Annotated in this window: 25 protein-coding genes and 1 tRNA gene; 5 read left to right on the forward strand and 21 right to left on the reverse strand. The window is 59.7% G+C overall.

Annotated elements, in window-relative coordinates:
* Positions 1 to 133 precede the first annotated feature (133 nt).
* Positions 134 to 207: transfer RNA gene (locus K8R92_00695), tRNA-Pro, on the forward strand.
* Here K8R92_00695 and K8R92_00700 read toward each other — a convergent pair.
* Positions 189 to 1,301 (reverse strand): tyrosine-type recombinase/integrase, encoded by a 1,113-nt coding sequence (locus tag K8R92_00700; GenBank protein ID MCE9618412.1) that lies wholly within the window; start codon positions 1,299 to 1,301, stop codon positions 189 to 191. The genes K8R92_00695 and K8R92_00700 overlap by 19 nt on opposite strands.
* Before the next feature lie 337 nt (positions 1,302 to 1,638).
* Between K8R92_00700 and K8R92_00705 the strand changes: the two genes are divergently transcribed.
* Positions 1,639 to 1,878 (forward strand): DUF2188 domain-containing protein, encoded by a 240-nt coding sequence (locus K8R92_00705; protein ID MCE9618413.1) that lies wholly within the window; start codon positions 1,639 to 1,641, stop codon positions 1,876 to 1,878.
* Between the two features lie 15 nt (positions 1,879 to 1,893).
* On the opposite strand, the gene K8R92_00710 is transcribed toward K8R92_00705, so the two are convergent.
* The 6 genes from K8R92_00710 to K8R92_00735 are packed head-to-tail and all read right to left on the reverse strand — an operon-like array spanning position 1,894 to position 5,461.
* The gene (locus K8R92_00710; protein ID MCE9618414.1) at positions 1,894 to 2,292 is read right to left on the reverse strand and encodes a DUF2335 domain-containing protein; all 399 of its coding nucleotides are present in this window, start codon (positions 2,290 to 2,292) and stop codon (positions 1,894 to 1,896) included.
* An 8-nt stretch (positions 2,293 to 2,300) separates the two neighbouring features.
* The gene (locus tag K8R92_00715) at positions 2,301 to 2,636 is read right to left on the reverse strand and encodes a hypothetical protein (GenBank protein MCE9618415.1); all 336 of its coding nucleotides are present in this window, start codon (positions 2,634 to 2,636) and stop codon (positions 2,301 to 2,303) included.
* 1 nt (position 2,637) lies between these two features.
* Positions 2,638 to 3,042: a hypothetical protein gene (locus K8R92_00720; protein MCE9618416.1), complete on the reverse strand. Its 405-nt coding sequence runs from the start codon at positions 3,040 to 3,042 to the stop codon at positions 2,638 to 2,640.
* Positions 3,039 to 3,317 carry a hypothetical protein gene (locus K8R92_00725; GenBank protein MCE9618417.1) on the reverse strand — a complete coding sequence of 93 codons (279 nt, stop codon included), beginning with the start codon at positions 3,315 to 3,317 and terminating at the stop codon, positions 3,039 to 3,041. Before K8R92_00725 ends, K8R92_00720 begins: the two co-directional genes overlap by 4 nt.
* Positions 3,318 to 3,320: 3 nt before the next feature.
* Positions 3,321 to 4,871: a hypothetical protein gene (locus tag K8R92_00730; GenBank protein ID MCE9618418.1), complete on the reverse strand. Its 1,551-nt coding sequence runs from the start codon at positions 4,869 to 4,871 to the stop codon at positions 3,321 to 3,323.
* Positions 4,868 to 5,461, reverse strand: coding sequence for a hypothetical protein (locus K8R92_00735; protein MCE9618419.1), 594 nt, complete (start codon positions 5,459 to 5,461; stop codon positions 4,868 to 4,870). The genes K8R92_00730 and K8R92_00735 overlap by 4 nt, the downstream gene beginning before the upstream one ends.
* Positions 5,462 to 5,734: 273 nt before the next feature.
* Between K8R92_00735 and K8R92_00740 the strand changes: the two genes are divergently transcribed.
* Positions 5,735 to 6,022: a hypothetical protein gene (locus K8R92_00740; protein MCE9618420.1), complete on the forward strand. Its 288-nt coding sequence runs from the start codon at positions 5,735 to 5,737 to the stop codon at positions 6,020 to 6,022.
* Positions 6,023 to 6,284: 262 nt separating this feature from the next.
* Here K8R92_00740 and K8R92_00745 read toward each other — a convergent pair whose 3' ends face one another.
* The 4 genes from K8R92_00745 to K8R92_00760 are packed head-to-tail and all read right to left on the reverse strand — an operon-like array spanning position 6,285 to position 9,401.
* A complete protein-coding gene (locus K8R92_00745) occupies positions 6,285 to 6,737 on the reverse strand; it encodes a hypothetical protein (GenBank protein ID MCE9618421.1) in 453 nt (150 codons plus the stop codon).
* Positions 6,734 to 7,762 (reverse strand): hypothetical protein, encoded by a 1,029-nt coding sequence (locus tag K8R92_00750; GenBank protein ID MCE9618422.1) that lies wholly within the window; start codon positions 7,760 to 7,762, stop codon positions 6,734 to 6,736. The genes K8R92_00745 and K8R92_00750 overlap by 4 nt, the downstream gene beginning before the upstream one ends.
* Positions 7,759 to 8,697, reverse strand: a complete 939-nt coding sequence (locus K8R92_00755; GenBank protein ID MCE9618423.1) for a hypothetical protein — start codon at positions 8,695 to 8,697, stop codon at positions 7,759 to 7,761. The genes K8R92_00750 and K8R92_00755 overlap by 4 nt, the downstream gene beginning before the upstream one ends.
* A 2-nt stretch (positions 8,698 to 8,699) precedes the next feature.
* Positions 8,700 to 9,401, reverse strand: a complete 702-nt coding sequence (locus K8R92_00760; GenBank protein MCE9618424.1) for a hypothetical protein — start codon at positions 9,399 to 9,401, stop codon at positions 8,700 to 8,702.
* Between the two features lie 301 nt (positions 9,402 to 9,702).
* On the opposite strand from K8R92_00760, the gene K8R92_00765 reads away from it, so the two are divergent.
* The gene (locus tag K8R92_00765) at positions 9,703 to 10,233 is read left to right on the forward strand and encodes a DUF4339 domain-containing protein (protein MCE9618425.1); all 531 of its coding nucleotides are present in this window, start codon (positions 9,703 to 9,705) and stop codon (positions 10,231 to 10,233) included.
* A gap of 2 nt (positions 10,234 to 10,235) precedes the next feature.
* The gene (locus tag K8R92_00770) at positions 10,236 to 10,637 is read left to right on the forward strand and encodes a hypothetical protein (GenBank protein ID MCE9618426.1); all 402 of its coding nucleotides are present in this window, start codon (positions 10,236 to 10,238) and stop codon (positions 10,635 to 10,637) included.
* A gap of 1 nt (position 10,638) precedes the next feature.
* Here the strand turns inward: K8R92_00770 and K8R92_00775 are convergent, their stop codons facing one another.
* The 10 genes from K8R92_00775 to K8R92_00820 all read right to left on the reverse strand — a co-directional run bounded on the left by K8R92_00775 (position 10,639) and on the right by K8R92_00820 (position 16,912).
* Positions 10,639 to 12,645, reverse strand: coding sequence for a phage tail tape measure protein (locus tag K8R92_00775; GenBank protein MCE9618427.1), 2,007 nt, complete (start codon positions 12,643 to 12,645; stop codon positions 10,639 to 10,641).
* Positions 12,645 to 13,292 carry a hypothetical protein gene (locus K8R92_00780; GenBank protein MCE9618428.1) on the reverse strand — a complete coding sequence of 216 codons (648 nt, stop codon included), beginning with the start codon at positions 13,290 to 13,292 and terminating at the stop codon, positions 12,645 to 12,647. The genes K8R92_00775 and K8R92_00780 overlap by 1 nt, the downstream gene beginning before the upstream one ends.
* Positions 13,289 to 14,122, reverse strand: coding sequence for a hypothetical protein (locus K8R92_00785; protein ID MCE9618429.1), 834 nt, complete (start codon positions 14,120 to 14,122; stop codon positions 13,289 to 13,291). The genes K8R92_00780 and K8R92_00785 overlap by 4 nt, the downstream gene beginning before the upstream one ends.
* Before the next feature lie 160 nt (positions 14,123 to 14,282).
* On the reverse strand, positions 14,283 to 14,561 hold the full coding sequence (locus K8R92_00790) for a hypothetical protein (GenBank protein ID MCE9618430.1): 279 nt from the start codon (positions 14,559 to 14,561) through the stop codon (positions 14,283 to 14,285).
* Positions 14,558 to 14,767: a hypothetical protein gene (locus K8R92_00795; protein ID MCE9618431.1), complete on the reverse strand. Its 210-nt coding sequence runs from the start codon at positions 14,765 to 14,767 to the stop codon at positions 14,558 to 14,560. Before K8R92_00795 ends, K8R92_00790 begins: the two co-directional genes overlap by 4 nt.
* 35 nt (positions 14,768 to 14,802) lie before the next feature.
* On the reverse strand, positions 14,803 to 15,282 hold the full coding sequence (locus K8R92_00800; GenBank protein MCE9618432.1) for a hypothetical protein: 480 nt from the start codon (positions 15,280 to 15,282) through the stop codon (positions 14,803 to 14,805).
* A gap of 47 nt (positions 15,283 to 15,329) precedes the next feature.
* The gene (locus tag K8R92_00805) at positions 15,330 to 15,752 is read right to left on the reverse strand and encodes a hypothetical protein (protein MCE9618433.1); all 423 of its coding nucleotides are present in this window, start codon (positions 15,750 to 15,752) and stop codon (positions 15,330 to 15,332) included.
* A gap of 1 nt (position 15,753) precedes the next feature.
* Positions 15,754 to 16,197, reverse strand: coding sequence for a hypothetical protein (locus tag K8R92_00810; protein MCE9618434.1), 444 nt, complete (start codon positions 16,195 to 16,197; stop codon positions 15,754 to 15,756).
* Positions 16,194 to 16,574, reverse strand: coding sequence for a hypothetical protein (locus tag K8R92_00815; GenBank protein MCE9618435.1), 381 nt, complete (start codon positions 16,572 to 16,574; stop codon positions 16,194 to 16,196). Before K8R92_00815 ends, K8R92_00810 begins: the two co-directional genes overlap by 4 nt.
* Before the next feature lie 2 nt (positions 16,575 to 16,576).
* On the reverse strand, positions 16,577 to 16,912 hold the full coding sequence (locus K8R92_00820) for a DUF2190 family protein (GenBank protein ID MCE9618436.1): 336 nt from the start codon (positions 16,910 to 16,912) through the stop codon (positions 16,577 to 16,579).
* Positions 16,913 to 16,962 lie beyond the last annotated feature (50 nt).

Genomic DNA, 16,962 nt, shown 5'->3' on the forward strand with positions numbered 1-16,962 from the left:
GGGGCTCTCTTCTTTTTCGATCGGCATCGATGATTTCAGCGGCGTGCCCGCGCCCGGGCACGAATCTTCGGGTTGCGGCACTCTGATGAAAGAGCTAAAGTTTGCGGCTGCGGTGAATGTCTGCAGCAGCATGCGGGGCATAGCTCAGCTTGGTAGAGCGCTTGGTTCGGGACCAAGAGGCCGCAGGTTCAAATCCTGTTGCCCCGACTTTGATCGAGACGGCCTTGCGAAAGCAGGGCCGTTTTCGTTGTCGGGGAAGGATCCGTTCCGCGTCCATGAACACCTGATCGAACAGCGCCCAACCCATCACGCAGGCTGAATTGCTGAAGCCCAGTACCCGCGTGTGGGGTTGAGTGCTGTTCATCTTGGTGTGAGGGCTTCAGCATGCGGGCAGTGGAACGAACACTTTTTGTCCTGTCAAGAGGCGATCTGGAAAAATCTTTCCCGATTGTTGAAATTTTTTCGGTTGCCGATTTCAAATCCTCCGACTTGTGGCGCAGGTACCGGTGCGTTTGGTCGATCGACTTGTGGCGCACAAGCTGTTGGATGAACCGGGGCTCGACTCCGATGTCAAAAGCGTTGGTGATGAATCCCACACGGAAGCGGTGGAACTTGCCCCGGCCCGAAATCCCGGCCTCTTTCAGGTCGCGGTTGAGCGCCTTGAAGGTCGGCATGCTCGGGAATACAAGCCGATCCGTGCTGAATTCCCGCCATTTTTGAAGGATTTTCACCGCCGCCGCGCTCAGCGGAATCGAGTCGCGGCGCCTGCTCTTGTCCTTGGTCACGACAAGACTTGCGTTGTCCAGGTCGATGTCAACCCACTCCTGCAGGCCCCACTCGCCCCGGCGCATGCCCGTGGCCACCAGCAGGCGATAGAACGTGCACCGAGCCTCGGCACTCTTGCGCGAGCGGCCGTCGCCAAATCGCCTGGCACGGTCCACCACCTCGATCAGGTCCTCGACCTGTTGCTGGGTCAGGGTGTCGGCCCCGACTCCGCTGCGGCCTCTAGGAGCCGGGATGTGCAGCCACGGGTTGTTTTCGAGTCGGCCCTGCACCACGAGCCACCCCGCGAACTGCCGGCACGCGCTCATGCGGTTGCGCACGGTGTGCGGCGCCAGCTGATGCCCCCGAGTCATGCCCGCCAGCCAGGCCACGCAACTTCCGGGGGTGAGCTCGTCGCCCGCGAACTCCACCCAGCGCCGGGCCCACAGGGACGTCTGCTTCGCGTGCCGCGGCGCCAAACCAAGCTGCTGGGTTTGCCACAATTCCCACGCGGAAACCTCTTCGACGAGCGAAAGCATCGGACCACGGTACTTGGCCGCCCCATTCAAACAAAGTGAATTTGGCTTATTTTTGAAAGTCGGCCAACAAAACGTTAACAAAACGTGGCATTTTGCAGCGTGGATGAGATTTTGCAGAAAAAAGGGAAGGGAAGGGTTCACCGGAATTCACCTTGCTATGTTCGCAGCCATGTCAATAACAGCCCACACCACTCAAGAAAAATTAACAATTGGCAGCACCGATTCGAATTCCCCTGCGACCTTGAGAATGCCGATCTCAATATTTGGTGGATACAATTCCGCCAATCACTTTGGATAGTTGTCCAAGACGAAACCGAGCACAAAAAGGAACCAAGGAATGACAACAGGCAACAATTACAGCGTCGGGCCGAACGAAAACGGTTGGGGAGTCAAGCGGGATGGTGCAAGCCGGTGTTCATCGGTGCACGAAACCCAAGCAAAGGCAATCAAGGCCGGGGCGGCCCTTGCCAAGGAGAGCGAGGGCGAGCTCAGGATCAAGGGCAGGGATGGAAGAATCCGCGATAGCGACACCTACGGCAAGCACGATCCGAATCCGCCGCGCGACCGGAAGCACTAGATCTCACCGCGCACGTCACGGTAATTTTGTCGGGAGTTTCCCGGTCAGGAACGCCAGGCACAACAGCACCAGCGAAGAACCGCCAACGATCGATCCGAAGGTCTCGTGGCCATTGGTTGCGGCCAAGTACCCGAGCGTCATTCCAATGATGGCGAGGATGAAGGCGCAGACTTGGCCGATTCGCTTCTCGGTGCGCTCGCTCTTGCCGTCGGCGATGCCTGCGGCCAGCGCGTCGGCGTTGAGCTTCTGTCTCGAGCTCGCCTCGCTCTCGGCCATGACCAGAATCCGGTTCGCAAATCCCGGCGTGATCGCTTCGTAGCCTGCGAGCTCGTTGTGGTCGGGGATCGGACCGGTTCGGACCTGCTGAATCTGCTGCGTCACCAACCGCCCGGAGCCCTGGGGATTGTTCGCCATGTGCGCCGCTAGCTGACGTTCGCGTTTTTCTCGGCTCGCCCGGCCCATTCCTTCTCCTGACTGACACGGCCCATTGCACCGGCGATGTCGTTTCCGACCGCGAACCAGTCGGCGCGCAGGGTGTCCTCGATCGACTCCTTGGGCAGCAAGTCCAAAAATCGGGACGGCGAAGGTGCCGGCAAAAGCACCACGATCGATCCCGCGCCTGACAAAAAATTTCGAAGGCGATGATGCATTTTGGTTTCTTCTCTATCGGCGACGCAGCCCTGTTGCATTAGTGAAGAACAATAGCATGCGTTTGCCACTTGGGCAAGAAACTCAATAAAAACGGCCTTGAAGGCCATCCTACGCGACTCGCAGTCCAAGGGCGTGGCGTGGCCCTGTATGGCGCTTGTTCGCAATGGTCATGGGCTGAAATTGGAAATCGATCGGCAGCCCGGTGAGCTTCGACAGCCGTTCTGAAATCGCGACCGTCAAGAGCAGCCAACGAGGATCGAATTGAAATTGATTTGCGTCCGCCAGCGCCGCCGGAAACAGCTTCGCAAACTCATCGTCGGGCAGGATCATGCGCACATCGACATCGCGCCAGTCCTTGCGGACCATCGCAGAGCCGACGAGGTAGCAGTTGAAGCGTCCGAAGGCGTCGCCGAGCATCTGGCACGCTTGTTCGAGCGCGAAGATTGACGGAGCGCCGACATAGCAAGTCTTCGTGCGCTCGGCTGGGGCTGGATTGTCCGTCGATCCGCTCAAGCCCACACCACCTTTCCATCGGTGATTTTGAAGTGGGCCAGGCAGGTCTTTGTGATCCAAACCGAAGGCGTCAGCGTGGGAATGTTCTTTGCGTCCCCCGAGAGCGACACCGACCAGCACGGCCGCACAGCCGGATTCGTGTTCAGCAAGATGTTGTCGCCGCAACCGCACGGGCACTCCAACACTAATTTGTTCTTGTAGACGTAGAGCACACCCGGCTTAATGTCGGGGAACCGATCGACTGATTCGGCGGTGAAGGCTTCGGTCCGCGGCATCGATCACGCCGCCAAATTCATCAGCGCGCGGAACATCTTCGTCGCCGCGACCCGGTAGCCGTCGGGCGATCCACCAACGGTGTACTGCGTCGCCGGATAGAGGCCCGACGCGCCGACCGTCAGAAGGTCGCTGTTGCGAAGGTGCGCCGAGTCCTCGGCGTTGCTGCTCACATTGTAAAGGCCGCGAGCACGCAGCCAGTCGTACGACATCATCTCCGATGAGTCCGTGACGGTGACGCCATTGAGGATTCGCGTTCCATCCGCCGCGCGCGCTCCGCCCGCCGCCCAGGAGCGCGAGGCGACCCGCATGAGTTGAAGCCGGTCCTCGGCCACGCTCGCGACTCGCGCGTGCGATGGAATGAACCACACAACAAAATTCTCCTCGTCGAATCCGAGTTGATCGACCCAAGCGTGTTTGAGCGCGGCAAGGATTCGGCGGGCGGCAGTGAGGTAGGTCGTTCCGTCTGTGCCGAGGCTCGCGGCGTCATTCTGCCCGCTCGTGATCGCGATGCACACTCGACCGCTGCTCGACGGATTGCGGGCAGATAGCTCGCGCAGGTACTCCGCGAGGAACATTCCCGTTCCGCCCACACCTCCCGTGAGCGTTTCAAGTCGTGTTGCCAGTTGCGCAGTCGTCAATCCACCCTGGCCGACCAGCGTTGAGTAGCCGCAGCCACAGATGCCCTGACGAACCACCGAATGCCAAAGCGGGCATGCTGGACCCGTGACGCCGTTACCCGTGTTCCAGCCATCCCACGAGCACGCAACCGCAAGTGGAGCAGTGCCTGCCGCGCCAGTGAGCGGCGACACGAAGCTGTAGACCGCTGTCTCCACGCCGGGCCCGCCAGCGGTCGAAATACTTCCCGTGTTGCCAGTTCCGCTGATGAGCGTGTTTGTACTTTTCATGGGGCGGATCTTGAACGAGCCACCTGTCTGCGAGAACTTCCCGTAAGTCAGGCGGTAGGCCAACGACACGCCAGCACTTCCGTCCCCGCGGACTAGCGCATTCGTCGCGAGCATCCTCACGAAGTTTTGATTTGCGCCGCTCGTGAAGGTCTCTCCGGTCTTGATGTACGCGCCATCCCACGCAAAGCCCGCAAACATGTAAGGCAGCGTGATGCCACTGAAATTGTCGGCGCCGATCAGATACTGGCACAATTCCACGGCGGGAGCATCGGCCGCCGCGGCTCGCGCCGAAAGCGTGTACAGGTTCCCCGTGCCGGCTGCGGGCGCGGTTCCAGTCGCCTCGATGTGCATCTGAACGCCCTGTCCGCACATTCCACCACTCGGCGCGAACGATCCACCCGCCGACGCGCTCATGACCATCGGTGTTGAAATGATCGGGATGCCAAGCGAATCCAAAGCATCAGGAATGCCGACGCCATAGCCCTGATAGTTCGGGTTGATCGTGGTGGAATCTCCGACCATTGCGATCTCAAATCCGACTTCGCCTCGCTCCGCGTCCGCGAGCCAGGATGAGAAGCGCGAGGATCCATGCACGCCGACCGGCAAGGCGACCGCACCACCAGACGCGAACCAGTTTCGTGTTCTCATAGCGGGTGGAAGAACAGGCCCATGTCGGCCTCGATGTCGCAGATCATGTCGGCCAGGAAGAACTCGCCGCCCCTGGGATCAGCCATGCACGCGGCCGAATCCAGGCTGTCGGGATTGAGGTCGTAGGGATTGAGCACATCGACCGCGGGGCCCCACACCTGCTCGATCTTGTTGAAGAGGAAGTGATCGACCAGCTCCCCTTCCACGTAGCGGTTGATCTTGCAGTCGGCGCTGGGCGTGTCCGCAAAACCGCAGGTGAAAGCCGCGAACGGCTGGAAGGCGTAATTGACGAGCTTGGTCTTCCCGTCGGAGCTGTAGGAGGTGTCCGTGTTACCGCGGTAGAGCATGAATCCACAGCCCGTCGGAAGCTCGTCGGTCGGATCCAGTGAAATGCACGGGATCAGCAAGCCGAGGCTCGGCTTCCAGAACTTGTCGCCATCCCAGAGCACTCCGGCGCTGGGCAGATCTGTGGTCGGAAGCCTTCCGGCGTAGCCACCGGTGGACGCCGCCGCCATCGGCAGCAGTGAAAGCGGCCACTGTCGCGTGCCTTGGCACAGTCTTGGATCGTCTTGGGCGTTGAGCAGGGACATGGTGAGGTCCTCGTGAGGCTTGGATGTAGCGCAGTCGTTCACCCTATACAGACATGGAGAAGCCACCCAAACTCCAAAATTTCCTGATTTCTTGAAAATTGGTCAGAAAAGAGAGCCCGAACGGCTACCGGTGGCCCGCACCGAACCCCCACGTGTTTTGCGAAACGGTTGCTGGTCAATTGGGTAGTCGGTCAGAGGGCACCACGGTTTGGGGTGGAATGCAGGCATCCACAGACATTGAATTAGATCCGCCCCTCGCATAAAATCAGCGACATGAAGATCGCCATTTCAATCGTGCTCTGTCTCACCTCTGTTGTCTTTGCGGCGCCGCCAAGAACCGCGCCGCCGAGTCAACCATCGAACCAGCCGGGCTTCAGCCGGGGTGGGCGGCCCGATTCTGAGATGGATGCAAAGGGAGAGCATTCGAAGACCGACATCCAGCGACTGCTCAACGCCATGAGGCAGGCTGAGTGTGCCGGAAACGACCAGCTCCGCAACAAGGATGGAATGCGCATTGGACCGTATCAGATTTCCCAAAAAATATTGGGAGGCGGCCGTTGAGCACAATCCAAAGTTGAATGGGAAGTAGGAGGATTGTTTCCGACTCGCCTACGCACAGAGCATCGTCAAGGAGCACTGGGCTGAGTTCGCCGGAGAGAATCCAAGCCTTGCCGAATTGGCTGCTTGCCACCGTTCGGGTAAGGGAGGCGCTGGTGGCGCTCCTGCGGCCGCACAGGCAGGAACCGATGGCCGCGGCCAAGATAGATCGACCGATTACAACGCGATCGTCAAACGCCTGATGAAGGCCTCGTAGTTCCCGTTCTTATTTTGGATTTTGGACTCGCCTGCCAATCAACTGGTGCGCGATTGTCCCAGCCACTCCGACGAGGGCCTGGCCCGCGGTCTTGAGCGAGCCGCCAATCCCTTTGACAGCCCGCCACTTCTTCTCCGGCTCCGGGAGGGGGCACTCCGCACCGGCCAGGGTGACACGGACGACGATCTGGCCGCGCGGGTTGCCGCGACAACCGCACTTCTGGCAGTGGCCGCCCCTGTTCCATTCGCAGGGGTCACATTTCGCGCGACGGGCCGCGGCGTCGGCGGCGCTCGCCGGGCCATGGATCGCGTGCTCGGCCTCGATAGTGAGGTACTGCTTCGCCTTGCTTGTGAAACTCTTTTCCTTCGCCGGCGCGGGTGGGTCGAGTCCAAGGGCAGCGTTCAACTTCGCCTCCTGCTTTGCCAGGAATTGCTGTCGATGTTGTTCGATGAATTCTTTCATGGGCAGGTGGAGGAACTGAATGCGTAACTTGAGTAGCCGCCGATGATCGGTGTCGCGCACACATAAGAGTCGACCGGATCACACAAGTCTTCAAACCCTGAATCGGTGTCCTCGACCAGGCCTGTTTCGATGCACTTGCAGCAGCTCGTGTGGTGGTCGAAGCTTCCGGAGATGTAGACATCGCCTTCGCCGCTCCACGATTCAGTGTTGCAGTAGCACGAGCCCGCGTAGGCGGCAATGACCGCAGCACAGCTGGCGCCGCCGAGCGTGGTGGATTCGCAGGTGACCGTGACCGTGGTTTCACCAGGGCAATTCTCGTCACCAAAGGAATCGGTGGCTTCTCCAACCAGCGCGGCGGTCACGATTTCGATTTGCGGATCCCCGGCGACGAAGGTGTAGAGCCTCCACGCCGTAGTTGATTCTGAAATGAATGAGGCATCGCGCAGGGTCTCGGGGCCGTGCGTGCAGCAAGAGGTTCCGCCCCAAGTGGAAAGACCGTGGACGATGAAGCGAAGAAAGACCAGCGTGCACACGTCGCCGGTATTGGGGCATGGGTTGCCATCGCACTCGACCCCGCGCCGGAACACGCCAACGCTGGCACCCGAGACAGTCTCTTCCTCGCACTCGCATTCGGTTTTGTTGTCCAGGCAGGACTTGCTGCCGTCGGTCAGGTTGGTGACGCAACAGGATCCCAGGCACCCATCTGGGCAGGTGTTGTCGGCGAGCACCAGCACGCCATCGAGCTCGTCGCACTCAGCTTCGGTCTTGTCCGTGGCGCACGCGCACACTTCGTATGGCTCGTTCCCACAGTCAACCGGCACGGCGGTGTAGGTCACCGTCAGCTCTGGAAATTCGGCGGCCAGCGCGCTGCACTCTTCTTCGGTCAATCCATATTCGCAACCAACGGGATTGTCTTCAGCGTCAACAGCGCAGCACGAGCTGGGGCATGGATCAGTGACCATGGCCCGGTAGCAGCAGGCGCCGGTGCCCCCGCCGCAACAGCAAGCCGCCAGCATCATGCTCATCCGCAGGTCCCGTCCAGGGCGTTGGGCAACGAGTACGAGTACCGCATGGCCGTCCCGTCCCAGCTGCGGGTCATGGTCACCACAGTCTCATTGGCGATCGGCTGCAGGGTGAGGCCGTTGAAGTTGGCCACGGTGATGCCTGGCCCGACCTTGGTCGCGTCCAGCTCCTGCACTCGCTCGACCCCGTTGTAGGCGTAGTCGATCGCGTTCACGCCGGACCCGGCGCCGCCGGTCCAAGCCCCATCGGTGGCCCACACCCCGCCGGATCCCAGGGCGGTGTCCTTCCACTGACTCTTCCAGCGGTTGGTCCCGATCGAGGTGTATCCGGTGAGGATCGCCTTGAAGGTAAAATTATGCGTCTGTCGGCCCAGGCGGACGATGGCAAGCTTCTTGCCGGTGCCCGACTCCTTCCACAGGATGTCGGCGGATCCGCAGTAGCTGGACTCCAGGAGCCCATCGTCGCCGATGGCGCCGCTGCTCGGGGTGGCCTGAACGTGGGGAATGTCGGCGCTGAAGTGTGCCGCGGACCCGATATTGAGGTAGACCCCCAGCAAACCGTCAATGGACGCTCGAGCGACCCTGCCGTCCTGGACTGGCTCGAGCAGCACGGCGAAGAGCCCAACTCCGCTGGCGGGCTCAGGGAGCTTTCCCTTCATCACCACGCGCTTGAGCAAGTCTTGGTTCGGGTCTCCGCTGGCCGGGGTGAAGATCGGGCCGTCCAGCTGCACCACGCCGTGGCGGGGCATGCTGGAGCCGGTGGTGTTCTTGATGAGGACGATGGAAGGGTCGCGGCCAGCGTCACCACCATCCGACACCAGGCCAGCCCGGCCGCCCCGGCGGTCCCGGACCATGCTCTCGACATCGTTCCAGATCCCGGCGCCAATCCGCAGCGGGTCGCCTGGCTTGACTGGCTGCATGTCTTCGCCGGTGGCCATGCTCACCACCCCAAAAGCGTGTTGAAGCTCTTCCGCTCATAGACCAGTTCGACGTAGCAGGACACGGGCCGCTTGATCACGCGCTTGGCCGTGGCATCCTCGGTTTCGTCGTACAGGAACCAGAGGTAGTCCCAGCCGTCCTTGTTGATGCCGCTGAAGGGCCCGATGGATCCACTGACCAAGTTGGCGCTCGCCAGGAATCGGTAGGTGATCGGGCACCAGCCGCCGTTTGGCGAAGCGCCACGTGCACCCAGGAACAGCGCCTCGCCCGCGGCATAGCCGTTCCAAGTGGCGTCGTTGACCTTCCCGGTGCACTGGAAGAGTTTGTTCTTGAACGTAGTGTCAACGTCCGCTGGGTCGTAATACCGGGTGTCGCTCCAGGCGTAGGTTGACACCACGCGCGAGACCCCCTGAGCCCCGGAGTCGGTGACATTGATTGCGCTCTTGAAGTCCGGGGCCGTGCCGGAGATGCCCGTGGCCATGATCTTCTGTTTGGTTTGGAGCGAGACGAACATTGTCTCGTTGCCGCCACCGGTGTCGAACTCCCACGTGGGATCCGGAGCCGACGAAAAATCAATTTGGTTCAGCGCGTACTGAACCGTAACGAAAAACTTGAAGGAGCCGAAGCTTTCCACCTGGCCAGGCCAACCTGCTTTGATGATGAACCCGTCGAAGGTCAAGTAGGAGGGTGCTACAGCCTTCACGGCAGTGAGGGCTTCATTCTCTGTGGTTGCACCCTCAACGATGTACCTTCGCGTGGCCGTGAGCGCGGACCCGCTTCCGCTTGTCGTGGTGCCAATCAGGAGCTCTGTCGCGACGGCGCTCATGGGGGCGAGCGCGTGGAGCGACAGCGGATCCAAACCGCTGCCACCGCAAGCTGCTCACCCTATACAGACATGAGAGGGGGTCGAAAACCAGAAAAATCGCGGGTTACATGAAAAATCGTGTTGAAAAAGTGACATTTGGGCTACCGGTAGCCCGGAGCCGTGGCATAAATTGGTGGTCATGTCTTCCGGTCAATGGTTCATCATGCGCGATGCAAAGACCTTCGGGCCTTACAGCTCGAGCCAGTTGAAGCAGCACGCACGGGACGGTCTAGTGACGCCCGATGATCGGGTTGCACAGTCCCGAAATGGACCATGGACCAGCGCGCGAAAGGTGAAGGGGTTGGAGTTCGCTGCGGAACCTCCACCGCCGCCGGTTCGGGAAACTGCACAAGTGCAGTCGGGTTCAAATCTTGCCGTAATTGAGCGTCCAGTGCAAGCGCAGGCTCGCGTTGTGTATGTGCCGACTCAGCAGGGACAACAGCAACCGGTACAGCAGCACATGTACGTTACTACCCAGCGGACGAGCAAAAAGCTCAAGCTCCAATCGTTGCTTTCGTCAATCTTGTTTCTGGGCGGCTTTGCTTGGATCATCGTCGAGGGGCGATCTCAAACGAGCAAAAATATGATGTTTCTGGCATTCGCGGTCACGCTCGTGGGAGTGTTGTGGTTCATCGTAAACCGGATTCGCATTTGGTGGCACCACGACTAATCATGCTTGAATTCATCGCAAAACTTTTCGCAACGGAACGCCAGGAATGGCTCCACGCCTTTTGGCAGGAGAAGCCGATCAGCATCAGCAAGATGAAGACTCCGGGCGGAAGCACGGTCACCAAGGTCAAGCTGTGTCTGGACATTTGCTTCAGCATCAAAGATGGTGAAGTCGTTGTGCACGACGTCTGTCTATCCAAACGCAGCGGCGGGATTATGGGGGCAACAAGGACGGGTGGGCACAACGCCACCGCAGATCGAACGGGCGAGACGTGGACGCTTTCACCCAAGATCGGGGTTTGCAAGGAAGATTTGATTGGTTGGGCAAAGGCTGAAAGCGTGCTCATGGGCGGCCTGCTTCGACGAACCATGTGGGCGAAGTGGCACAACCCCAAAGCGTTTTGATTCATCCAAATCGCATTTGTGTCGCGGCCTGGTTCTTCAGATAATCCGCGATCTTCCCGGTGTTCATGGCGGTTTGCTTGTTTGATTCTGCGATTTTATTCAAGATGTCTTCGCTGGAAAGAAGGCCGCCAGCCGAAGCCGCATTGAAGGTTCCTCGAAATGCGAGCTTGTGAGAGACTTGAGAAACTGTGGCTCCAACAGCCTCGGGATCAAACGATTTGAACGCTGGCTTGGCGATCGGCTTGTGCTTTGTGGCGTCCGCATCATCCTTTTTCTGCTTTGCCTGATCGACAAGTGATTTCAGCTCCTTTCGTGCGGCGTCCAGCTTCGATGTGTCAATCGTGCTGTCTGCGGCATAGGCCGCCTCCAGGGCCGCAATCTTGTCATTCAAATCTCTTTCCCGTTGGGCGCTTCGCTGCTCCACTTCTTTGTTGCGCTGGTCTGTGATCCGCTTAGTGTCGGTGTCGATGAACTTGAACATGTCCTCGACTTCTTTGTCGTTCAGTTTCACACCCAACACAATTTCATCGATTCCTAGGAATCTTGTCACTTCGACAATCTTTTTCGCAACAAACGAGACCGCGCTTGAAAACGCGTTTTTGATGGCGGTAACAACGCGGTCAAAAACATCGGACACGGTGCTAAAAATCACCTCCCAAGCTTCGGCGAGAGAATAAATGGCCTTTGTCCAAAGTTTCTGAATGCCAATCCAGACATCCTGAATAATCGCTTGCAATCCAGCCATTGCGATTTTACCGGCGAGGGCGATATCGCCAGCCTGCAACGCGTCGGTGATTCCGCCGATCGCAGTGTTGGCATCGCCTGTGACATTCTTCCAGATTTCCTTGAAATCTTCGACCACCGATGATCCGATATCCAAGACGCTCTGCCACACCCCAGAAAAAATACCCGAGAAATAAACGAACGCGGCTCCGGCGGCAATGACTCCGGCAATGACCAATCCAATCGGACTCATAATGGCGGCAATCATTGGAATGGCGACGGACGCGATCGCTGAACCAATGGCCGAGATTGCGCCGGTGGCCATCGAGGCAACGGAAGCGAACAAGCCGCCAATTTTTCCGATGGTCGACAATCCGGTAGCGGCAACTCCGACAAGCTTGATCGCACCACCGAGCGCGATGAGTCCGGCACCCGCGGAAGCGACAATGCCAGCCCACTTCATCACGCCGACCACCACATCATTGTTTTTCTGAATCCAGTTGATCGTTGTCCCGACCACCGACTGCATGATTTCGACGAATCGCTCCTGCTGTGGCGCCAGCGCTTCCCCGATCGAATACGCGACGCGCAGCACCTGGTCCTTGAGAATGTCGAAATTGGTGCCCAATCGGTCGGCGGCGCGGGCCGCGCCTCCGCTCATCGAGAGGCCGAGTTGCCTTGATTCTTCGCGGAATCTAGCAAGACCGGACGCGCCTCCTGACAGAACCGGCAGAAGTGTGCTGGCACTTTTGCCGAAGATCTGCAGGGCCGCACCCATGCGATCGGTTGGATTCTGAATTTTTGAGATTGCTTCGGCGATCTCAGTAAATTGCTGGTCCGGAGTCAGTTGCTTCAGCTTGGCAAAATCAAGTCCTAGCTTTGAAAATGACGCCTGCATTTCCGTGGAGCCCTCGTTTGCGGCGAAGATGGCTTTCTGCATTTTCACAGACTGGCCCGCAAAATCCTCGACTGTTCCGCCTGCGTCCTTGATGGCTGTTTCCAGTTCGCTCATCAATTCGACGGAGAGGCCAGTCGAATCGGACAAGTCAGCAAACTTGCCGCCGATGTGGGTGAACGCGGCCACCGCTGCCGAACCTGCTCCTATTGCGGCGGCGCCAACGCCAAAAACCGCAACGCCAGCCTTTTGCACTCCACTTCCAACCACATTGGCGGCAGCACCGAAATCCTTGAGCTGCTTCTGCGCGCGGGCTAGGGCTGCGTTTAGGCTGTCCTTCGCGGACAGTTCAACGTACGCCTCTCCGGCTTTGATTGCGCCAGCGCCCATTACGCCACCACCGAATTTCGCCAGTAATCCGGCAGGGCTGGGGTTGCGAACTTGAGCGCGGGACCCATGAATGGACGAGGAGCCACAGTCTTTTTGCCGGGACGGAATAGGTCGGCATTGATCGCGGTTGCTCGAGCGGCCTGGGCGGCGGTCTTGATCTTCATGTAGGTGACCTGCACCACCTTGCCGCCGGTCGTGTTGACGGCTTTGGTCGTTTTTCCGCGACCGGTGAAACGCCCGCCCTTGCCACGGCCTGGGCCGGCGAATCGACCACTCGACACCCGCATTTCCCCGCCGTCGCCGATTTTGCGGACACGGCGGCGATCTTTCCCGGTCGCAGGGCCGCCAAACTCGAGCGTTTGGGGTACATGCCGCTGGGCGGCTTGGCTCCAATACTCTGGGCCAACCACGACTGATCCACTTTGGGTGTCAAAATCGAACCGCATCAGGTTCCGCAGCTGGCCCTTGTGCGAGCTGGGCGGCTGGCCGGGCAGACTGACCTTTTTTCTCTTTCGGATCAGACGCTTGGCAATGATTCGAACTAGTCCGGCACCACGCATCAGGGCGGTCTTCTCGCCCTTGGCGACGGCGGCCAGGATCTTGGCCTTGTCGAAGCTGATTTTTGTCGTGATTGAGAGGCCGCTCAAAGCTTGCCTCCATCGGCCGCAGGTGGCGACGACACGGCTGAGACCGTTGCCTTGACCTTGTCCACGGCGGCGATGATCTTCGCCTGTGCCCTGGGGACGGTGCTCATCAGGTCGGCTTTCGTGTCGATCGGGAGCGCAGCCACGACGGTCGCCACGGTCTTGGATTCCTGGTGGCTCTTCCACGCGGTCTTGACCACGAAGAAAACCGTGCCCAGGAACGCAAGCCCGCCAACGATCGCGGCGATGAGCCCAAACGCTTCGTAGTGCGTGGTGAAACCCACCGACGCGCCGACCACCAGGATCCCGCCCAGCATCAGCGCGTAGCCGAGGTTTTTGGCCGCATCTGCTTTGACCAGCCACCAGATGAAGAACCCTGCGATCGACATGAGTCCGCCAAAAATGCCCCCGTAAAATCCCAGGCCGATCAGCTTCTCATTCGCCTTGGCGACGATCTCGGCCATGCGCCGCTTCTCCGCAGCCAGCTCGGCCTGCATCTTGCGGATGGACCCGATCTCGCGGGCGACTGCAGCGATCGACTCCTTCAGATCGGCGAGTGCGGTGGAGATTGTGCCGGCATTGCGTGAGATCTCTCCCGCGGGCTTCCAGATCGTGCCGGCTGGGGCTCCGATCGATTTGGCCTGAGCTTGAATCTCGGCGGCGGCGGCCGCGATCGACTGCACGCTGGCGTCCATACGGGAGACGAGCCTGGACTGCTGGGCAACCTCGCTGCCAACGCTGAATGCAGTGTCGGCGCCCGGCGCCACCGGCGCCGAGGCGCAGGAGCACAGGAACGCCACGCAGGCAAGGGCCAGCAGGAAGCGGGCTCGCATCAGCTCTTGTTGCCGAAGAACTTCTGGAACGGGAAAAACGGCTTCAGCGAGACCACGACCCAAACGACCGGGACGCTGACCACGAAGCAAACGAACCAAAGGTTTCCAAGAAGGCTTGCAATAAATGCATCCATGTCAATTCCTTGCCCCTTTGGGGCGGTTAGGAGGCGTTGCTCTCTTGCTCGAGGCGCGAAAGTCGGTGATGGATCCCATCCAGGCGGGCCGCGTGTTCCTTGTGGTTTCCATCGAGGGATCCAACCGAATGCGAGACCTCCTTCACGAGCTCTGCCAGTTCGGCGATGTTCTTGGTGTTGTTCTTGAGCGCCTCGTCCTTACGGCCCAGCACCATGAACACCCCGGCGATGCTGCCGAGGTAGACCAGGGTTTGGATCCCGCTGAAGATCAGCTGAATATCGATGCTGGTTGCGGTTGGATTCATGGCTTCTTCTGCGGACAGACCAGAGCCTTGAGCGCGGCCATGCTGATCGTCGGTTTCTCGACCGGACGTTGCTGAAGATGCTTGGGGTGGAAGTCCATCATGGTGAAGGGTTGTTTTCTCTCTTCGTTGTTCCGATTAATCTCCGCCAGTACCGCCATCAACGAGGCCGTGTGGTCCCACTGCTGGTTGATCCTGGCCTCACTCATCGCCCAAAGCTGGCGAAGGGTGAATGGCCCCGGATCTATGCCGATGACACCGGCGCACTCGTAACAGGTAGCCCAAGCTCTTTCCGCGTTTGACTCAGGGTTTGCTCGGTCGCCCTCTCCAGAACGGCGTCCAGGTTCTCCGCCACCATCATCCGCCCTTTCTCCCTGGTCGACCGCATCGCCTGAATCACCTTCTTCATGTTCTCCCTTTCGATTGGGTTCTGGAAAAAATCGGTGATGGAGTCAATCAGCGCCACAGTCGCGGGCTCGATGGCGTTGCCGAGCAGCTTTCCGAACTTCTCATCGGTCACCTGCATCGAGTCCGCCTGCGGCTTGCAGAGCGCATAGAGCACGTCGCAGAGCATGACCGGGTGCATGAGCTGCTGCAGCAGATTGCTGTCCTTGTCGATGATCTGCAGCAGGTCGATGCCGAGAAGCCTTTTAACCCGCCTGAGCGAGTTGATGTCGACTTCAACCGTCCAAACTGTTTCGTCGCTGGTCTTGAAACTCTGCATGCCGAGGATCTCCTTGGTGGGTGAGTTGGTTCAGTTCCGGGCGCCGATTATTCGTCGTTGACCCAGGCCAAGTCGCGGCTGGATAGTGTGGGCTTGATCTCGATCTTGAGCGGGATGTGGGTCTTCAACGGCAGGCCGGGCTCAAACTGAGTCACGCAAAAATCGCCATCGAAGCCCTGACCGTCGGGCTTGTCGAGGATCTTGATCGCGATTGGGCCGAGGCCGATGAACGCCGCATGAAGAGCGGCGCACGCGGCATCGGCCATGTCGTAGACCATCTCCCACGAGTAGGAGAGCGCGATCATGCCCGTCGCCGTCTTCTCGAACTTCGATCCGCGGATCGAGACATCGGATTCCGACGCCTTTAGGCTGATCGAGACATCCTTGGTGTTGTTGGTCGCAGTGGCCGCGGTTGTTCCGGCGGTGCCGTGAAGAACCACTGCGTCTTTTCCGAGGTAGTACGTGGCCATTTTATGCTCCTGATTTGAGCGTGCTGAATTGCACGCGGATGACGGATTGAAACAAACGATTGGTGGAGAGCTGCTCGTGGTCGAGGAATGGCGCGGCGCTGGCCGACAGGCATTCGAGCTCGCTGGATGAGAAGTCGTAGTTGAAGACGTGGCCGGACAGATCCTCAGCGATCGCGGCCAGGGGCGAGAGCTGAGACTCCTCTTCGGTGGTGTCCAGCAGCTTCTGGATGCCGATGTCGATCGAGTAGTCGACCTGGTTCAGTCCTCGCGTGACCCGGTCACGGACGAGGTTTTCGCTCGGAGTCGGGACCACGGTCACGGTGAGCGTGGCCAGTTCGGTTCGTTCTCGACGCGGCCGGAACTTCTGCTCGACGATGACGGTCTCGTTGAACTGGAACGCCTGCACGGCCACCACGACCGCGGCGGCGACATCGGAAATGCTCATGCCGCCTCCTTGCAGTGGACGCGGATCTGCAGCCTGGAGGTGTCGCAATAGTTCCAGGCGGGCTGGCCGGCCGGGCAGACCACTTCGAAGGTGAGCACGGCCTCCGTGTCGGGATCGACCTCGACAATCCGGTCGCCCTCTTGCGGGGCGACCGGATCGTCGCTGGCGAACACCAAGGAACTGGCTGGGAAGACATAGTCCCGGGTCTTGGTGAGGACCACGAGCCCGTTGCCATCGTCCTCCTCGTATGTCGATTTGGTGACCATCGCCAAAAGCGAAGCCGAAGCCTCCCCGCGCTGGTACGTCACAGCGCGGGAGAGGCTTTGCTGACACTGACCGGTCAGCCAGGCGTTGCCTTTGGCGAAGAGGTCAGACATGATCAGGCGGACTTGATGACGCGAACCGTGGTCGTGCTTGCCGCGGCTCCGTCGGGAACCGTGAATCCGCACGCCTTGTTGGCGCCGCTGGCCGAGCTGATCGTGGCGACTCCGTTGGTGGCATCCCAGTACATCTGCACGCCGCCGGCGATGGCGGAGCCCGAGGTCTGCGGAAGATCCCAGGTACCGGTGAGGACCAGCGTTCCGGTCGTGTTGGCCGCGATGAAAGAGTTTGCCATCCACACCAGAGCGCCGATCACCACGATGGTTCCAGCAGCGACATCGGCTGTCGGCGTGTAGTCGGCCGTTTCAGCTCTCGCAACATAGTTACTTGCCATTGTTCATCCTTTCAAAGTTTGGAATTCAGAATCAGAATCAGGGGTTACGT

This window comes from Planctomycetota bacterium (assembly GCA_021414025.1).
Taxonomy (GTDB): domain Bacteria; phylum Planctomycetota; class Phycisphaerae; order Phycisphaerales; family SM1A02; genus SYAC01.